This window comes from Nisaea sp. (assembly GCF_034670185.1).
In the GTDB taxonomy this organism is placed as follows: domain Bacteria; phylum Pseudomonadota; class Alphaproteobacteria; order Thalassobaculales; family Thalassobaculaceae; genus Nisaea.
The window spans coordinates 82,969-97,874 of record NZ_JAXMNY010000004.1; the positions used below are offsets into that span (position 1 = coordinate 82,969).

The following is a 14,906-nucleotide window of genomic DNA, read 5'->3' on the forward strand; positions in this document are numbered from 1 at the left end:
GACCTGCTTCATGAGTGATTTCAGCGAAATTTTCACCGAAGACCGTGGCCCGGAACGGATCGCGAAGCGGCTGGCACGCGCCGGGCTCTGCTCGCGCCGCGAGGCGGAACAGTGGATCACCGACGGGCGAGTCGAGCTGGACGGGGAGGTCCTGACCAGCCCCGCCATCACCGTCACCGCGGAGTCGAAAATCCGGGTCGACGGCAAGGCTCTGCCGGTGATCGAACCGACGCGTCTGTGGCGCTTTCACAAGCCGCGTGGCGTGGTGACGACGAACAAGGATCCGGAAGGCCGCGAAACCGTATTCGACCGGCTGCCAGCGGATCTGCCGCGCGTGGTCACGGTCGGCCGCCTCGATTTCGATACCGAGGGTCTTCTCCTGCTCACCAATGACGGCGCGCTGTCCCGGTTGCTGGAACTGCCATCGACTGCGTGGCTGCGGAAATACCGGGTCCGGGTTTACGGCTCCATTACCGAGAAATCGATTGCCCTGCTGAAGTCCGGCCCAACGGTCGACGGAATCAAATACGGTTCGGTCATTGTCGAGCGGGATATCGAGGGCAAGTCGAATACCTGGCTCACCCTCAGCATCCGGGAAGGCAAGAACCGGGAAATCCGCAAGCTGATGGAACATGTCGGCCTGAAGGTGAACCGGCTGATCCGGGTCTCCTACGGCCCCTTCCAGCTCGGCGATTTGCCGGAGGGCGAGGTTCTGGAAGTGCGGCAGGCCACGCTGAAAGAACAGCTCGGCATCAAAGAGGATAAGATCGGCACCGCGAAGGCCAAACAGAAGGCGCCGTTCAAAGGCGACCGTCGTCCCGCACCGAAGGGCGTTGCCGGGAAAGATGGACCGACAAAGCCCACGGGCGCTGGCAAGCCTAGAGGCGCCGCAAGACCGGGTGGTGCCGTCAAGGTCGGGGTAACCGGAAAACCCGGCGGCCCTGGCAAATTCGCAGGCTCTGGGAAGGCCAGCGATGACCGAAAGCCCTCGACGCGGGGTACGGCCGACAAGCCGAATGTGAAGCGGGACGCGTCCAAAGCTGGCCCGGCTCGAGGAGACAAGAATGCGGATCGTCGCGGGCAGAAATCGCGGAACCAAACTCGCCGCCCCTGAGAACTGGAACACAAGACCCACTGCCGACCGGACCCGGGAATCCCTCTTCGGCGTCCTTGAAGGCGGCAGGATGGGTGATGTCCTGACGGACTCGCTGGTGGTGGATGTTTTTGCAGGCACCGGCGCGCTCGGCCTCGAAGCTCTGTCGCGCGGGGCCACGGAAGTGGTTTTCATCGAGAGTGACCGAGAAGCCGTCTGGGCACTGCGCGAGAATATCGCGCGCCTGAAAGCCGGTGATGCTGCCACGGTCATCGAGGGCGACACCCTTTCCCTGCACCGCACGGCGCCGCGCCCGGCGGATCTGATTCTGATGGACCCGCCCTACAATAGCGGTCTCGCCGCCCCAGCGCTGGACCAGCTGCACAAATGCGGCTGGGTCGGCGGGGAAACGCTGATTGTTGTCGAATGCGAAAAATCAGAGCAGCTGGAAATTCCGGAATGGCTGGAAGTGCTGGATAACCGGCGCTACGGCAAAGCCCAGATCAGCTTTCTACGCCCAAGCATGTCTGGCGGCGCGGACTGATCGAACGCCAAACCACGGGAGATGCGCCATGCACCTAGAAGGTTCCTGCCATTGCCGCGCCGTCCGCTTCAACCTGGAAAGCAAGCATCCCACCCCGTTCAACCGCTGCTACTGCTCGATCTGCCGAAAGACGGCGGGCAGCGGCGGCTATGCGATCAATCTGTCTGGAGACTTCGACAGCCTGAAAATAGACGGTGCGGAGAACATCTCGAAGTACCACGCCAAGATGGCAAGCGGTGAAAGCCCGGCCGAGCGCAGCTTCTGCAAAAATTGCGGCTCCGCCCTCTGGCTCTGGGACCCACGCTGGCCCGAACTGGTGCATCCGCAGGCAGGCGCCATCGATACACCGCTCCCCGCAGCACCGGAATTGACGCATTTGATGCTCGGGTCGAAACCGGACTGGGTACCGCTGGAAAAAGGCGCGAAGGACCAATGCTTCGATGCCTACCCGGAGGAAAGCATCGAAGCTTGGCACAAGCGGTTGGGGCTGGAACGGTAAGAGGCCGCTACCCTCCCAGGAAGAGCCGCCCTACTTCCGGGTTAGCCAGCAACTCCTCGCCAGTACCGGCCATCGCCGTCTGACCAGAAACCAGCACATAACCGATATCAGCGAATTCCAGGCCCTTCTTGGCGTTCTGCTCCACCATCAGGATGGTCTTGCCCTCAACCCTTTGCAGGTCGTCGAGGATCTCGAACACCATGTCGATAAAGCGCGGCTCAAGCCCGATTGACGGCTCATCCACCAGCAGGATTTCCGGTTCCATGACAAGCGCCCGGCTGATTTCCAGCAAGCGCCGTTCGCCACCGGACAGCACCTTGGCCTGATGGTTTCGGCGGGCGGCAAGGCGGGGGTATTTCTCGAAGATGCGCTCCGCCGCTTCCTTGGCTTCCGAAGTTTTCTCCTTCAGATAGCCGCCCATCCAGAGATTTTCCTCAACGGTCATGCCACCGAATACGGATTTGTCCTGCAGGATGTAGGCGATGCCGGCATTCTTCAGCTTCTCGTTGGAGGAGAAGTTGGTGACGTCCTGGCCGCCGACATTGACGGAGCCGGAGAAGATGTTGGTGAAGCCAAAGATCGAGTGCAGCACCGTCGATTTGCCCGCCCCGTTCGGTCCGATCAGGCAGCAGGATTGCCCCTTGCCGACCTTGAGGGAGAATTCGTGCAAGATCTCCATCTTGCCGTACCCGGCCTTCAGCTTGTCGATGGTGAGATACGGATCAGGTCCGGCCAACGCATCGATCCGGGCCTGGTCCGGACCGTCGGCGATGGCTTCGACCTGGCGGACCACGTCCTCGACGGAAATGACTGTTTCAACACCGCCGCTGCCATAGCCGCTGATGCGCGTTTCACTCACCGTCACACTCACGGTTTCTTCCTTGTCGCTCATCAGTGTGCTCCCAGATAGGCTTCGACGACCCGTGGGTCGTTCTGGACCTCATCCGGCGTCCCGGTGGCGAGCAACTCGCCATGGGCAAGACATGAGATCCGGTCTGCGAGGTTCATGATCACGCGCATATTGTGCTCGATGACGAAGAGGGTAATGCCGAACTGTTCGTTCGCCCGCTTCAGCCGGTCGATCAGGCCGTTGATCAGGGTCGGGTTGATCCCCGCCGTCGGCTCGTCCAGCAACAGAACTTTCGGCCGGTTCATCAGAGCCATGGCGAACTCAAGCAACTTCTGCTGACCGAAGGACAACTCGCCCGCGATCAGGAACCGCTTCTGGTAGAGCCCGACGAATTCCAGAAGCTCCTCCGCAAAAGCCTCGGTTTCCCGGTCATGCATGGAGCCGAACATGGAACCTAGTCCCTCATCCCTGTGAGAGACAGAGATCAGCATGTTCTTCATGCAGTCCATCTTCGAATAGATCCGGGTCTGCTGGAAGGTCCGGAGCAGACCGAGTCGGGCAATGTCCGGCACCCGGAGTTTGGATATCTCCTGCCCCTTGAACTTGATCGAGCCCTCATCGATCGGGTGATAGCCAACAATCGAATTGAACAGGGTGGTCTTGCCCGACCCGTTCGGCCCGATCAGCCCGGTGATGCCGCCCTCGGCGACATCAATGCTGACTTCCTTGTTCGCGACAACGCCGCCAAAACTCTTGGAGACACCGCGCACCTCGATTAGCGATCCGCTCATTTCGCTGCCTCCGCCTGGCCCGTTCGGGTCGTTTTCTCATCCACCGTCACGCCAAACAGAGATGGCCAGCGATCCTGCGCCCAGCCGAGGATACCCTGCTGGAAATAGACGATATTGATGATGATGATGGCGCCGAGAGCCACCCACTGCCAGCCGAGCAGATGGGTCCAAGTGACCTCCTTGACGATGTGGAACAGGATGGCACCGAGTACCGGCCCCCAGACCGTTCCCTTACCGCCGAGCAGTGCCATCGCCACCATGAAGATGCCGAAGGTCGCGGTCGGGAAGGCCACCTCCAGAGGCTCGATGAAGCCGGACATATTGCCGAAGACGGCGCCGGCCATGCCCATAAAGAAGGCCGGGACCATCCAGGCCGTGACCTTGTAGCGGGTGGTATGGATACCCATCGCCTCGGCCTTGTCCTCGTCATCCCGGATCGCATTGATCGCAAGCCCGAAGCGGGTCTTGTAGATCGCGCGGATCACGACATGTGCGAGGATGGCGAGCACGAACAGCAGCACATAGAATACCTGTGAGCCGCTGGCCGCCTCGCCCGGGAAGACCGGCATGGAAATGCCGCTGCCGCCGCCGACATAGGACCAACCGCTGACCAGTTCGGCCACCGCGACCGCAAGGCCCAACGTGCCAATGGCAAAATAGGGGCCGCGCAACCCAAGCATGAATGGGCCGATGATGAGGGCGAAAACGGTCGCCACGACACCGCCGAAACCTATGCCAAGAAGCAGCCCCGTCCAGTATTGCTCCACTGTGAAATCCACCTTGATGGCGCCAAAGGCCGCGGTGTACTCCGCAACATCGTAGACAATACCGATCTGCACCACCGCAGAGGCATACATGCCGATCCCGAAGAAGGCGATGTTGCCGAGCGAGTTGTAACCCATCTGCCCGCCGGTCATGTCCCAGGTCACCGCCATGAGCACCATGAGCCAGAGAATGGCCATCTGGCTGGTGAAGGCCGGTGCCAGCAACGGCACCAGAATTCCGGCGGCAACGAGGACGCCGTAGAGTGAGAGATCGAGTTTCTGAGCGCTCATCGGACGACCTGCCTTAACCGGTACATTTGGAAGAGCCGCACCATGAGCACGACGACGAGCAAGCCAACCACGGCCGCGACTGCGAATTCCGCTCCGAAGATGAAACCGGAGTAATTCTCCCAGACCCCGAGACCGAAGCCGGCGACAATAACGCCCGGCAGATTTCCTAGTCCGGCCGCTGTCACGATGATGAAGGCCCGGATCGAATGCACGAGACCGTAGAAGGGCTGGATATTCCAGATCATCGCCACCAGCACCCCGGCTGCGCCGCAGATTGCAGCGTTGAGCGCATAGGTGAAGGCATAGACCTGATCCGTGTTGATACCGAGAACGCGCGCCGCGCGCGGATCCTGCGACGTTGCCCGGATTGCCTGCCCCATCCGCGAGTTACGCATGAAGAGCACGATGCAGATCGCCAGTATGGCCGCCAACCCCAACCCGACAAAGCGGATCGCGGGAATGCTGAGATCTCCGATATCAAACGTGCCGAAACCGGCTTCCGCGATCTTCACTTCCGGACCGAAACGCAGGTTCAGCGCCTGCTGGATCAGCAGGCTGAGCCCGAACGTGGCCAGCAGGGATGTGAACATATCCCGGTCGACAACACGGCGGATGATCGTCGCGTAAACGCCCCATCCGAGCACGAACAAAACGACGAATGCGATTGGCAGGGCCAAAATCGGATGTATTCCCCAGAGCGTGCATTGATAGGCAACGTACCCACCGAGAATCACCATGTCGCCCTGCGCCAGGTTCTTCACGTTCATGACGCCCCAGACCAGGGCCAGTCCATAGGCGGCGAGGACAAATATCCCCCCGATCAACAACCCCTGAACCAGAAGGTCCACGGCGAAGATCGGCGCCTGCAATAAAATCGAGATATTGTCGAGCATTTAAGGTCGCAACCCTTCCCGCAAACGCGCCCTGGGGCCTCAAACGTGGCCTGGCGAGTCAATAGCTTTCAAAGGATAGGAGAACGGCAGAAGAGCAATGCCCCTCCGCCGTTCACTGTTCGGTTATGCGATCAGTATTTCGGCTGACGCGGATGCCGTGCTTCCGAAGACGCCCATTTCAGCGGCGCCACCACGTTCAGATTGCCGTCCTGAATTTGACGCAGCACCATCGGTTTGGCGACATTGTTGCCCGCTGGCGAGAACTTGATACCGCCATAGAAGGTATTCATGTCGGTATCAGCGATCGCATCGCGCAGTGCCTCGGAATCGAAGCTGTTCGCCCGTTCGAACGCATCTTTCCAGACCATCACAGCGGCAGTTGCCTGAGCGGCCTGATAGGGAACGTTCTTGTATCCTTCGAAGGATTTCTTGAAGAGCGCGTCATACTCGGCAGCGGTGCCGAACAGATCGTCCTTGTAGCTCAGTGTTTCCGCCCACTGGGTCGGGCAAAGAATACCTTCAGTCGCACCGGCTCCGAATTTGCTGATGATTTTCGCGGCCTCGCAGTGAGTCATGGCAATCATCGGCGTGCTGATCTTCAGCTCCGCGATCTGGCGAGCTGCGGTAGCCGCTCCCTTGGAGTGACCGGAGATAACCAGCAGGTCCGGCTTGAGCGCCTTTACCTTGGTCAGGGTCGAGGTCATGTCGGAAAGATCGCGCGGCAGCTTGTCGTCGATAACGATCTTCATGCCGAACTTCTTCGCATCGTCGACCACACCGGCCCGAACGTCGAGCGAGAACGGATCGTTCTCGAACGCCATGGCCACTTTGACGTCGGACGGCTTCTTGCCGTTTTTCTTGGCAATTTCAGCGGCGAGCTCGATTGAACTGGCGAGGTACTGCTCGGAGGTGGACAGCACGGCGAACAGATAGCGATAGCCCTGGGTAAAGAGCGAACGCGATGCGCCTTCCGCCTCAACCATCGGGATCTTGTATTTCTCGGTAACCGGCGCGATCGCCTTGGTCAGACCGGAGCTATACGGGCCAAGCATATATTTGACGCCGTCCTGACTGATCAGACGCTCGGCAAGCTGCGCGCCACGGGCCGGGGTCGACTCATCATCGTAGTAGACAATCTTTAGCTTGTAGCTTTTGCCACCGACGACCACGCCGCCATTGTCGTTGATCACCTTCACGCCGAGCTCGTAACCATTCTGGGCGTGAATACCGTTTGTCGAATATTTGCCGGTCAGCGAGATCGCCGAGCCGAGAATGATGGTATCGCCGTCAACCTTGGCTTCTGCAGGTGCCGCAGCAAGACCGAGTGATGCAGTCAGCGCGGCCGCAATCGTAGCGGCACGCAAATCCATTTTCAGGAAACGCATTTCAAGTTCCTCCCTTGTCCTAGGGAGGTCGCAGGCACATGCCCTAACCGCAATTATTGTTTTTTTAGCGGCGCGCTCTCCCTATTGGGTGAAACGTTAGGAAATCCCCCCGCGCAACGCCAGCCCTTTTTCCGCCATGCGCGAAGGGCAAGTCATGCCTCACTCAAGATTGAAGCCTTTGCCCTTTAAATATTTGGCCAATTGCTTGCGTTCCGGTTTCGAAACTTGACGCGCTTTGTCCTCTGACCATCCGTATTCTTGCGCCAGCCCGTATTCATCGACCGATCTTTGTTTTTCATCCGGAATTTGAAAACGCGCGCTGCGGCGAGCGTCATACGCCGCGACCTCCTGTTCAAGGCGGCTGTCGTCATAGCGATCCGTATGAACGAACACGGAGGGCGGCAACCGCAAGCTGATATGTCCCTCGCCAGCAGGCCAGCCGAGGCAGAAGCCGCAGATCGGGAAGACATGATCCGGCAGCTCCAGCAGCTCAGAAATCACCTCGATATGGTTCCGGACAACACTGATCGGACAGCAACCGAGCCCGGTTGATTCCGCCGCCCGGATGAAGTTCATCAGCACCAGCCCGGCATCGACCGCCGCGTTCAGCACGGAATCCAGATGATCGTTAGCAAAGGGCTTGCCGCGCAACTCCGAGACCTTGCGGATACGCCTGTTATCGGCGAGGAAAACCATGAAGACGGGCGCATCCGCGATCCAGGGCATTGCCGGCATCAGCGCCTCGATCTTCCGGCGCTTCTCCGCATCCCGCACGATCAGCACTCCGGATTGCTGAAGATCCGACTTTGCCGGGGCTGAAAAAGCCGCCGCCAACAGCACCTCAAGAAGATCATCCGGCACCGGATCCGGCTTGTATCGACGATGGGAGCGGTGAGAGAGAATATGGGCAAGATCGCCCTCGGCCGGCATGTCCCGGCCTGCATCGACCGGCAGGCCGAACCTGTCTTCAATCAAATCGGCGATTGTCTTCATGACTGCGCGCGTCCCTTCTCTGCGAATAAGCCGAGAGTAGGCAGGCCATGTGCCGGACCGCAACTCCCGCCCATGCACCGCATACAACTCCTGGTGTCGCACGGGGCGGTTCACGAAAACCTCTCCGCGCCTTGACTCGACCGGCGGAATGATGACGAATCGGCAGCCCGCTGACGGGTTCACGCCGCTCTCATGGAGGAAAACGGTGTCTGACAAATCGGATTTCGAGAACCGAAATCGCCAGTCCATTTTCAAGCGCCTCGGAATGACGGAACTTGAAAGCCCCGGCCTTCCTGCCGACCCGGCGACGGAAGAAACGGGTACATCTGATGTCAGCGGCAACGGCCCCTGCCCGGAACACCCCCTCGGCAGCGATCTTTTTTACGTCCTCAGAAACGCGTATCGTCCCTGATCAGACGGCTCTCTGACCGTTTGAGTATCCTTTAACTCCAAGTTGTTTGCCGTGGAGAGACGATGCGCAATCTTGTGATAGGCGGCGGTATCGTCGTTACGATGGATTCCGGCCGACGGGTTATCGACGGCGGCACGGTGCATGTCCGGGACGGACGGATCGCCGCCATCGCTGGGCCCAACGAAGCGATCAGCACAACCGAAAGCGCGGAAATCATCGATGCCACCGGCATGCTGGTGCTCCCGGGTCTGATCGATGCCCATGCCCATGCCGGGCACGCGCTGGTGAAAACTCTCGGCAGCGATGACAGCGCGACCTGGTTCAACGCCTGCCGGCAGATCTACACGCTCGGCTCGGACGAGGAATTCTGGCGCGCCGACGCAGCTCTTTTCGCCCTTGAGCGGATCAAGGTCGGAGTCACCACCGGCATTTCCATGCTCGGCGGCGGCGACAGCATCAGCAGAACCGATCATCCGGGTGTCGCCGACGCTCATTTTACCGCCATCAAGCAGGCTGGCACGCGCGCCATGCTTGCCATCGGCGCTAACCGGCCGCCTTTCCCCTGGCGCTTCAGGAATTGGGATCATGGCGAGGACGATAGAGATGTCAGCTTTGAGCGGCAGCTCGACGTCAGCCGGATGATCGCGGAGAAATGGCATGGAGCGGAGAACGAACGGCTTTCGGTCGCAATCACCTATCCGGTGTCGCGCCTGGACGAGCCCCTGCCGGAAGGCGTAACGGCCGATCTGGTAACAGAGCACGCACGGCAAGTCCGCGCCCTTTCGCGCGAACTAGGCCTCCGCTTCACCCAGGACGGGCACCGTGAGGGCAGTATTACCTATGCTCATAACGTGCAGGATCTGCTCGGCGAGGATGCTTTCCTGTCCCACTGCACCAATCTGACCGAGGCGGATATCGCCGTCCTGCGCGAGACCGGTGCCAGCGTCGTGCACAATCCGTCCGCCGTTGCTTCGATCAAGGGACGCTGCCCGGTGCCGGAGCTGATCGATCAGGGCGTCACTGTCGCCATCGGCTCGGACGCGCCCGCGCCGGATCGGTCCGGAGACATGATCCGGCATATGCAGCAGGCCATGCATTATCACCGCCGCCATTTCCGTGACGATCAGATCCTTCCGCCCGGGAAGGCTCTGGAGATGGTGACCATCGATGCCGCGAAGGCCATCGGCATGGAGAACGAGATCGGCTCGCTGGAGGCTGGCAAGAAAGCCGACATCGTGCTGCTCGACCTCCGCAAGCCGCATCTGGTGCCCGCCAACATGCCGCTGCACCGGGCGATCTATTTCGCCAACGGCGCGGATATAGACACCACCATCGTCGACGGTGAAATCCTGATGCGCGGCCGCGCCGTCACCAGCCTCGACGAGGGCAGCGTGCTGGACGCTGCGGACGCGGCCATTGCCAAGGCGCTGGAACGAACCGGCCTCACCTCCCTGCTGGAAACCCGCTCCGGCTTCTGGGGCCAAAGCCGCTACGACTAATCACCGGGACTAGCTGCCGGTACTGAACCGGACTTTTTCCACGCCCGCCCCTTTCCGCCACGTGAATTCAGCGCCACACTCCCCCGATAAAAAGGAGTGGTGGAATGCAAGACACCGCCGATAGGGAAGAAATGCTGACGGTGGAGATCTGGCGCGGTCGCGAAGACGGCGCGCTGCAGACCTACGCTGTGCCGCGCCGGGAAAGCCAGACCGTGCTGGACGTGGTGACCTGGGTGCAGCGGCACGAAGAGCCCGCGCTGGCCTATCGTTTCGCCTGCCGGGTCGGCATGTGCGGCTCCTGCGCCATGCAGGTGAACGGCAAGCCGCGCTGGACCTGCCGGACCCATGTCTCCCGGGTTGCCAAGGACGGTCATCTCCGGATCGAGCCGCTGGCCAATCTGCCGAAGATCAAGGATCTCGCCACCGACATGGCGCCGTTTTTCGAAAAATGGCAGGGCGCCCGTGGCCGGCATGTCCCGACCCGCACCCGGCACGAACCGATGGCCCCGGTCTCGTGCGAAAGCCCTGAACGGAAAGCTGCCGATGCCGGGATCGAATGCATCAATTGCGCGGTCTGCTACGCCGCCTGCGACGTGGTCGGCTGGGATGACACCTATCTCGGCCCCGCCGCCCTGAACCGGGCCTGGACCCTGGCCAACGACGAGCGGGACGCGGACAAGGCCGGGCTGCTCAGGGCGGTCTCCGAGAGCGGCGGCTGCCACTCCTGCCATAGCCATGGAAGCTGCGTCGAGCATTGCCCGGTCGGCCTCAACCCCACCGCCGGGATAGCCGGGCTGAAGCGGATGACGCTCGCCGCCCTGATGAAGGGCGAGCTCTGATGCTGGAAGCCCGCCTCTATCTGCTGCAACGCGCCAGCGCGATGCTGCTGGTCCCGCTCCTGCTCGCCCATCTGGTGATGATCCTCTATGCCATCGAGGGCGGGTTGTCGGCCGCGGAAATCCTCGGCCGGACCCGGGGCAATCTTCTATGGGCCGCGTTCTACGGCCTGTTCGTGACGGCAGTGGCGCTGCATGCCCCGATCGGGCTGCGCAACATCCTGCGGGAATGGACCGGCTGGCGCGGCCGCTCCCTCGATTTCGCCACGCTCGGTTTCGGCGCACTGCTGTTCGGCCTCGGCCTGCGCGCCGTGCTGGCGGTGACGGCATGATGCGCGCCTCGCGCAACCATCCGGGCTGGTGGGCGGCGCTCGGCCACCGGCTTTCCGGACTCGCCCTTGCGCTGTTCCTGCCGGTGCATTTCCTTGTGCTCGGACTGGCGCTGGATAGTGACGCCGCGCTCGAAACGGCAATTGCCTGGACCGATCAGCCGCTGGTGAAGGTTGCTGAATGGGGGCTGGTCATGCTGCTGACCCTGCATCTCGGCTTTGGATTGCGGGTGCTGGCGCTGGAATTCCTGCCCTGGCGTGACCCGCTGAAAACCCTGATTTCCCTCGGCGCCGGCGCTTCCGTGCTGGCCGGCCTGCTGTTCTGGATCATGGCCTCATGAATACTTCCCTCGAAACACTCCGCACCGACATCCTGATCATCGGCTCCGGCGGGGCCGGGCTGATGGCGGCGCTGCATGCCTTGCAGGCGGACCCGGATCTGGACGTTACCATCGCGGTGAAAGGGCTGATCGGTAAATGCGGCTGCACCCGAATGGTGCAGGGCGGCTACAACGTGGCGCTGGCACCGGGTGATTCTGTCGAGCGGCATTTCATGGACACCATCGTCGGCGGCAAATGGCTGCCGCGCCAGGATCTCGCCTGGAAGCTGGTGGACAAGGCGGTCGAGCGGATCCACGAGCTGGAGAACGAGCTTGGTTGTTTCTTCGACCGCAATCCGGACGGCTCCCTGCATCAGAAAGCCTTCGCCGGGCAGAGCTTCGACCGCACCGTGCACAAGGGCGACCTGACCGGGATCGAGATCGTCAACCGGCTGATGGAGCAGGTCTGGGCGCGCGGCGTGAACAAGCTGGAGGAACATCGCGCCATCGAGCTGATCCCGGCGCGGGACGGCAGCGGCATCGCCGGGGTTCTGCTGGTGGATATGCGGACCGGCCAGTATCGCTATGTCGAGGCCAAGGCCGTGCTGCTGGCGAGCGGTGGCGGGCCGACGATGTATCTTTATCACACGCCATCCGGCGACAAGGCGTGCGACGGCATGGCCATGGCGCTGCGCCGAAACCTGCCGTTGCGGGACATGGAGATGGTGCAGTTCCACCCGACCGGATTGCTGGCGGGGACGGATACGCGGATGACCGGGACCGTACTGGAAGAAGGGTTGCGGGGCGCCGGAGGGTATCTTCTGAACGGCGCGGGCGAGCGCTTCATGAGCCGCTATCACGAGCACGGAGAGAGGGCGACGCGGGACATTGTCAGCCGGTCGATCTACTCGGAAATGCGGGCCGGAAATACCACACCGAACGGGGGTATTTTTATTGAGATGGCGCATCTCGGTCCGGAGAATGTTGCCAATAAATTCAAGGGGATGGTGGAACGCTGCGCCGATTGCGGCTTCGATCTGGCCGGCGGACGTGTGGAAGTTGTGCCGACCGCCCATTACATGATGGGCGGTGTGGAATTCGAGCTGGATTGCGGCACCGGACTGCCCGGCCTGTTCGCCGCAGGCGAGGATTGCGGCGGGGTACACGGCGCAAACCGGCTCGGCGGCAACGGCGTTGCCAACTCCACCGTCTTCGGCGGCATCGCCGGGGAGAGCATGGCGGCTTATGTGCAAACCGGAAGCGCCGCCTGGCGCGAAGCCGACAAAACCGTGCTCGAAGCCGGCATTTCCCGTGCAGAACACCCCTTTCAAGCGCGCGGCGGCAACCTCTCCGACCTGCGCGAACGGCTGAGCCACTGCATGTGGGACGATGTCGGCATCCTGCGCACCCGCGACGGGCTGCGCTCGGCCCTGACCGCGCTCGGCGATTTCCGGGCGGAGCTGCACGAGACCGGCCTCGCCGACGGCGACCGGGCCTTCAACCTGACCTGGCACGACTGGATGAACCTGGAGAGCCAGATCGATGTCAGCGCCGTCATCGCCACCGCCGCGCTCGGCCGCGAGGACAGCCGCGGCGCCCATTTCCGCGAGGATTTCCCGGAGACCGGAGCGCTGGAGGAAACCTGTTTCACCCGCATCACCCAGTCCGATGCCGGGCTGGCGCTGGACATGGTGCCGGTGGATTTCTCCATCGTCGCGCCGGGCCAGTCTCTGATCGAGGACGAGGCCGGCGCGCCCCCAAGCGCAGCGGAGTAGATGGCATCAGCAGCGGAATAACGCGCGGCCAGGAAAGCGCGGCGAGACGCCTCATAGGCGAAGCGGCCGCACACGGGTAGAGTGAGCATCGGACCGGCTCTGCCTCTGGAGGGCAAGACAGAGTGAAATTTCATCCCGAACGGGACTCGCTGACCCTGGAATTGCACGCCCGGCCGATCCGTCCGGTGCGGGCGCCGCTGCGCATCAGCCATATCGGTTTCGGCACCGGCGAGCATGGCGGCGACCGGGATTTCGAGGATCTCGTCGCGCTCTGCCGCAAATTCGGCAAGGCCGAGCCCTCCGCCGACATGAAGCATTTCACCGCCGATCTCGGTCCCTTCACGGTGAAGTGGGAGCGCCATACCGAATTCTCGACCTACACCTTCCTGCGCGAGGAGAGCTTCGAGGCGCCGTTCGAGGAGACCGTTTTCGGACTGCTGCCGGCGGACTGGAAAGAGGCGAAGTTCGGCGAGGTCATGGTCGCGGTGCATCTCGCGGTCGCGGACGGCGTGGACGCACCGCTCGACGGCAACAAGCTGTCCCGCTGGTTCGACGGAAACGAGGTCTTCGCCAATCGCATGGAGAAAGAGCGGGTCGAGATCTACGGCGACCTGCGCACCCATGACGACGGCTTCGACCGGATGTATCTGCGCGCCGGCGACCTCGGCCAGGAACTGCTCGGCCAGACCGTGCAGCGGGTGCTGGAGCTCAACACCTATTGGCGCCTCTCCCTGCTTTCGCTGCCGATCGCCCGGGAAAGCAGCCCGAAGCTGGAACGGATCGAGCGCGGGCTGGCCAAGATCGCCGCCGAGCTCGCCGACGGCGATCAGGATCGCAGCGACGAAAGCCTGCTCGACCCTCTGGCCGCGCTCTCGGCGGAGCTGGAGACCATCATCGCCAGCTCAAGCTACCGCTACCGCGCCAGCACGGCCTATTTCGAGATCGTCGAGGGCCGGCTGCGCCAGCTCGGCGCGGTCAACCTGAACGGCTACATCCATCTGTTCGACTATCTGATGCGCCGGATCGACCCGGCCCTGCGCACCTGCTGGTCGGTGCAAAGCCGCCAGGAAGCGATCTCCAAACGCGCCTCGCGCCTGTCCAGCCTGCTGCGCACCGGCATCGAGGTGAAGGTGGAGCAGCAGAACCGGGACCTGCTCGACAGCATGAACCGCCGCGCCGCCCAGTCCCTCGCCATCCAGCGTACGGTCGAAGGCCTGTCCGTGGTGGCGATCAGCTATTACGCGGTCAATCTGCTGAAATATCTGCTGGAAGGCATGGTGAAGGCACACCTGATCACACTCGATCCGACAATCGTCTCGGCCGCCTTCCTGCCGGTGCTCGTCATCGCGCTCTGGTTCAGCCTGCACCGCCTGACCCGCCGGGCACTGAAAAAACCGGACGGCAAATAGCGCCGCTCAGCGCATGTTTTAGATATTTGTATTTTTTCAAGCCTCCTGATGAGCACCATGTGAAGACTGTATGAGCAGCGTCGGGAGAGGTGCTATGCCGCGCAGTTCATGCATGGACTCCGGCTGCGGGCAGCGATGCGCTATTCGCGTAATAGGGGAGGCCCACCTGGTGGTGAAAATCTGACGCTTGGTACCCGCTGGGAATGGCGGGCAGCGATCCGAA

16 protein-coding genes are annotated in these 14,906 nt (G+C 61.9%); 10 read left to right on the plus strand and 6 right to left on the minus strand.

The window, feature by feature from the left end:
• Positions 1-10 precede the first annotated feature (10 nt).
• From VOI22_RS16775 to VOI22_RS16785, 3 genes are read left to right on the plus strand one after another with little or no spacing between them, the layout of a single operon-like run.
• A complete protein-coding gene (locus VOI22_RS16775) occupies positions 11-1,114 on the plus strand; it encodes a pseudouridine synthase (RefSeq protein WP_323797603.1) in 1,104 nt (367 codons plus the stop codon).
• Positions 1,065-1,637 (plus strand): 16S rRNA (guanine(966)-N(2))-methyltransferase RsmD, encoded by a 573-nt coding sequence (gene rsmD / locus VOI22_RS16780; protein ID WP_323797604.1) that lies wholly within the window; start codon positions 1,065-1,067, stop codon positions 1,635-1,637. The genes VOI22_RS16775 and rsmD overlap by 50 nt, the downstream gene beginning before the upstream one ends.
• A gap of 28 nt (positions 1,638-1,665) precedes the next feature.
• The gene (locus VOI22_RS16785) at positions 1,666-2,136 is read left to right on the plus strand and encodes a GFA family protein (RefSeq protein WP_323797605.1); all 471 of its coding nucleotides are present in this window, start codon (positions 1,666-1,668) and stop codon (positions 2,134-2,136) included.
• A gap of 7 nt (positions 2,137-2,143) precedes the next feature.
• Here the strand turns inward: VOI22_RS16785 and VOI22_RS16790 are convergent, their stop codons facing one another.
• From VOI22_RS16790 to VOI22_RS16815, 6 genes are all read right to left on the minus strand, one after another.
• A complete protein-coding gene (locus VOI22_RS16790) occupies positions 2,144-3,028 on the minus strand; it encodes an ABC transporter ATP-binding protein (protein ID WP_323797606.1) in 885 nt (294 codons plus the stop codon).
• Positions 3,028-3,777, minus strand: a complete 750-nt coding sequence (locus VOI22_RS16795) for an ABC transporter ATP-binding protein (protein ID WP_193172099.1) — start codon at positions 3,775-3,777, stop codon at positions 3,028-3,030. Before VOI22_RS16795 ends, VOI22_RS16790 begins: the two co-directional genes overlap by 1 nt.
• On the minus strand, positions 3,774-4,832 hold the full coding sequence (locus tag VOI22_RS16800) for a branched-chain amino acid ABC transporter permease (protein ID WP_028465993.1): 1,059 nt from the start codon (positions 4,830-4,832) through the stop codon (positions 3,774-3,776). Before VOI22_RS16800 ends, VOI22_RS16795 begins: the two co-directional genes overlap by 4 nt.
• Complete coding sequence (locus VOI22_RS16805; RefSeq protein WP_323797607.1) at positions 4,829-5,725, minus strand: branched-chain amino acid ABC transporter permease; 897 nt, start codon at positions 5,723-5,725, stop codon at positions 4,829-4,831. Before VOI22_RS16805 ends, VOI22_RS16800 begins: the two co-directional genes overlap by 4 nt.
• A gap of 131 nt (positions 5,726-5,856) precedes the next feature.
• On the minus strand, positions 5,857-7,110 hold the full coding sequence (locus tag VOI22_RS16810; protein WP_323797608.1) for an amino acid ABC transporter substrate-binding protein: 1,254 nt from the start codon (positions 7,108-7,110) through the stop codon (positions 5,857-5,859).
• Positions 7,111-7,269: 159 nt separating this feature from the next.
• Positions 7,270-8,103, minus strand: a complete 834-nt coding sequence (locus VOI22_RS16815) for a nitroreductase family protein (protein WP_323797609.1) — start codon at positions 8,101-8,103, stop codon at positions 7,270-7,272.
• A gap of 205 nt (positions 8,104-8,308) precedes the next feature.
• Here VOI22_RS16815 and VOI22_RS16820 point away from each other — a divergent pair, with 205 nt between their 5' ends.
• The 7 genes from VOI22_RS16820 to VOI22_RS16850 all read left to right on the plus strand — a co-directional run bounded on the left by VOI22_RS16820 (position 8,309) and on the right by VOI22_RS16850 (position 14,683).
• Positions 8,309-8,515, plus strand: a complete 207-nt coding sequence (locus tag VOI22_RS16820; protein WP_323797610.1) for a hypothetical protein — start codon at positions 8,309-8,311, stop codon at positions 8,513-8,515.
• Between the two features lie 62 nt (positions 8,516-8,577).
• Positions 8,578-10,014 carry an amidohydrolase family protein gene (locus VOI22_RS16825; RefSeq protein WP_323797611.1) on the plus strand — a complete coding sequence of 479 codons (1,437 nt, stop codon included), beginning with the start codon at positions 8,578-8,580 and terminating at the stop codon, positions 10,012-10,014.
• A 104-nt stretch (positions 10,015-10,118) separates the two neighbouring features.
• On the plus strand, positions 10,119-10,853 hold the full coding sequence (locus VOI22_RS16830; protein ID WP_323797612.1) for a succinate dehydrogenase/fumarate reductase iron-sulfur subunit: 735 nt from the start codon (positions 10,119-10,121) through the stop codon (positions 10,851-10,853).
• Entirely contained in the window at positions 10,853-11,182 is a 330-nt protein-coding gene (locus VOI22_RS16835; protein ID WP_323797613.1) for a succinate dehydrogenase, read from the plus strand. The genes VOI22_RS16830 and VOI22_RS16835 overlap by 1 nt, the downstream gene beginning before the upstream one ends.
• Positions 11,179-11,520 carry a succinate dehydrogenase gene (locus VOI22_RS16840; RefSeq protein ID WP_323797614.1) on the plus strand — a complete coding sequence of 114 codons (342 nt, stop codon included), beginning with the start codon at positions 11,179-11,181 and terminating at the stop codon, positions 11,518-11,520. Before VOI22_RS16835 ends, VOI22_RS16840 begins: the two co-directional genes overlap by 4 nt.
• Positions 11,517-13,274 carry an L-aspartate oxidase gene (locus VOI22_RS16845; RefSeq protein WP_323797615.1) on the plus strand — a complete coding sequence of 586 codons (1,758 nt, stop codon included), beginning with the start codon at positions 11,517-11,519 and terminating at the stop codon, positions 13,272-13,274. Before VOI22_RS16840 ends, VOI22_RS16845 begins: the two co-directional genes overlap by 4 nt.
• Positions 13,275-13,396: 122 nt before the next feature.
• Positions 13,397-14,683 carry a DUF3422 domain-containing protein gene (locus VOI22_RS16850; RefSeq protein WP_323797616.1) on the plus strand — a complete coding sequence of 429 codons (1,287 nt, stop codon included), beginning with the start codon at positions 13,397-13,399 and terminating at the stop codon, positions 14,681-14,683.
• Positions 14,684-14,906 lie beyond the last annotated feature (223 nt).

What these genes read in the sequence shown, in the direction of transcription:
- VOI22_RS16775 (WP_323797603.1), top strand. Translation starts at nt 11, where the DNA reads ATGAGTGATTTCAGCGAAATTTTCACCGAAGACCGTGGCCCGGAACGG.
- rsmD (WP_323797604.1), top strand. Translation starts at nt 1,065, where the DNA reads ATGCGGATCGTCGCGGGCAGAAATCGCGGAACCAAACTCGCCGCCCCT.
- VOI22_RS16785 (WP_323797605.1), top strand. Translation starts at nt 1,666, where the DNA reads ATGCACCTAGAAGGTTCCTGCCATTGCCGCGCCGTCCGCTTCAACCTG.
- VOI22_RS16790 (WP_323797606.1), bottom strand. Translation starts at nt 3,028, where the DNA reads ATGAGCGACAAGGAAGAAACCGTGAGTGTGACGGTGAGTGAAACGCGC.
- VOI22_RS16795 (WP_193172099.1), bottom strand. Translation starts at nt 3,777, where the DNA reads ATGAGCGGATCGCTAATCGAGGTGCGCGGTGTCTCCAAGAGTTTTGGC.
- VOI22_RS16800 (WP_028465993.1), bottom strand. Translation starts at nt 4,832, where the DNA reads ATGAGCGCTCAGAAACTCGATCTCTCACTCTACGGCGTCCTCGTTGCC.
- VOI22_RS16805 (WP_323797607.1), bottom strand. Translation starts at nt 5,725, where the DNA reads ATGCTCGACAATATCTCGATTTTATTGCAGGCGCCGATCTTCGCCGTG.
- VOI22_RS16810 (WP_323797608.1), bottom strand. Translation starts at nt 7,110, where the DNA reads ATGCGTTTCCTGAAAATGGATTTGCGTGCCGCTACGATTGCGGCCGCG.
- VOI22_RS16815 (WP_323797609.1), bottom strand. Translation starts at nt 8,103, where the DNA reads ATGAAGACAATCGCCGATTTGATTGAAGACAGGTTCGGCCTGCCGGTC.
- VOI22_RS16825 (WP_323797611.1), top strand. Translation starts at nt 8,578, where the DNA reads ATGCGCAATCTTGTGATAGGCGGCGGTATCGTCGTTACGATGGATTCC.
- VOI22_RS16830 (WP_323797612.1), top strand. Translation starts at nt 10,119, where the DNA reads ATGCAAGACACCGCCGATAGGGAAGAAATGCTGACGGTGGAGATCTGG.
- VOI22_RS16835 (WP_323797613.1), top strand. Translation starts at nt 10,853, where the DNA reads ATGCTGGAAGCCCGCCTCTATCTGCTGCAACGCGCCAGCGCGATGCTG.
- VOI22_RS16840 (WP_323797614.1), top strand. Translation starts at nt 11,179, where the DNA reads ATGATGCGCGCCTCGCGCAACCATCCGGGCTGGTGGGCGGCGCTCGGC.
- VOI22_RS16845 (WP_323797615.1), top strand. Translation starts at nt 11,517, where the DNA reads ATGAATACTTCCCTCGAAACACTCCGCACCGACATCCTGATCATCGGC.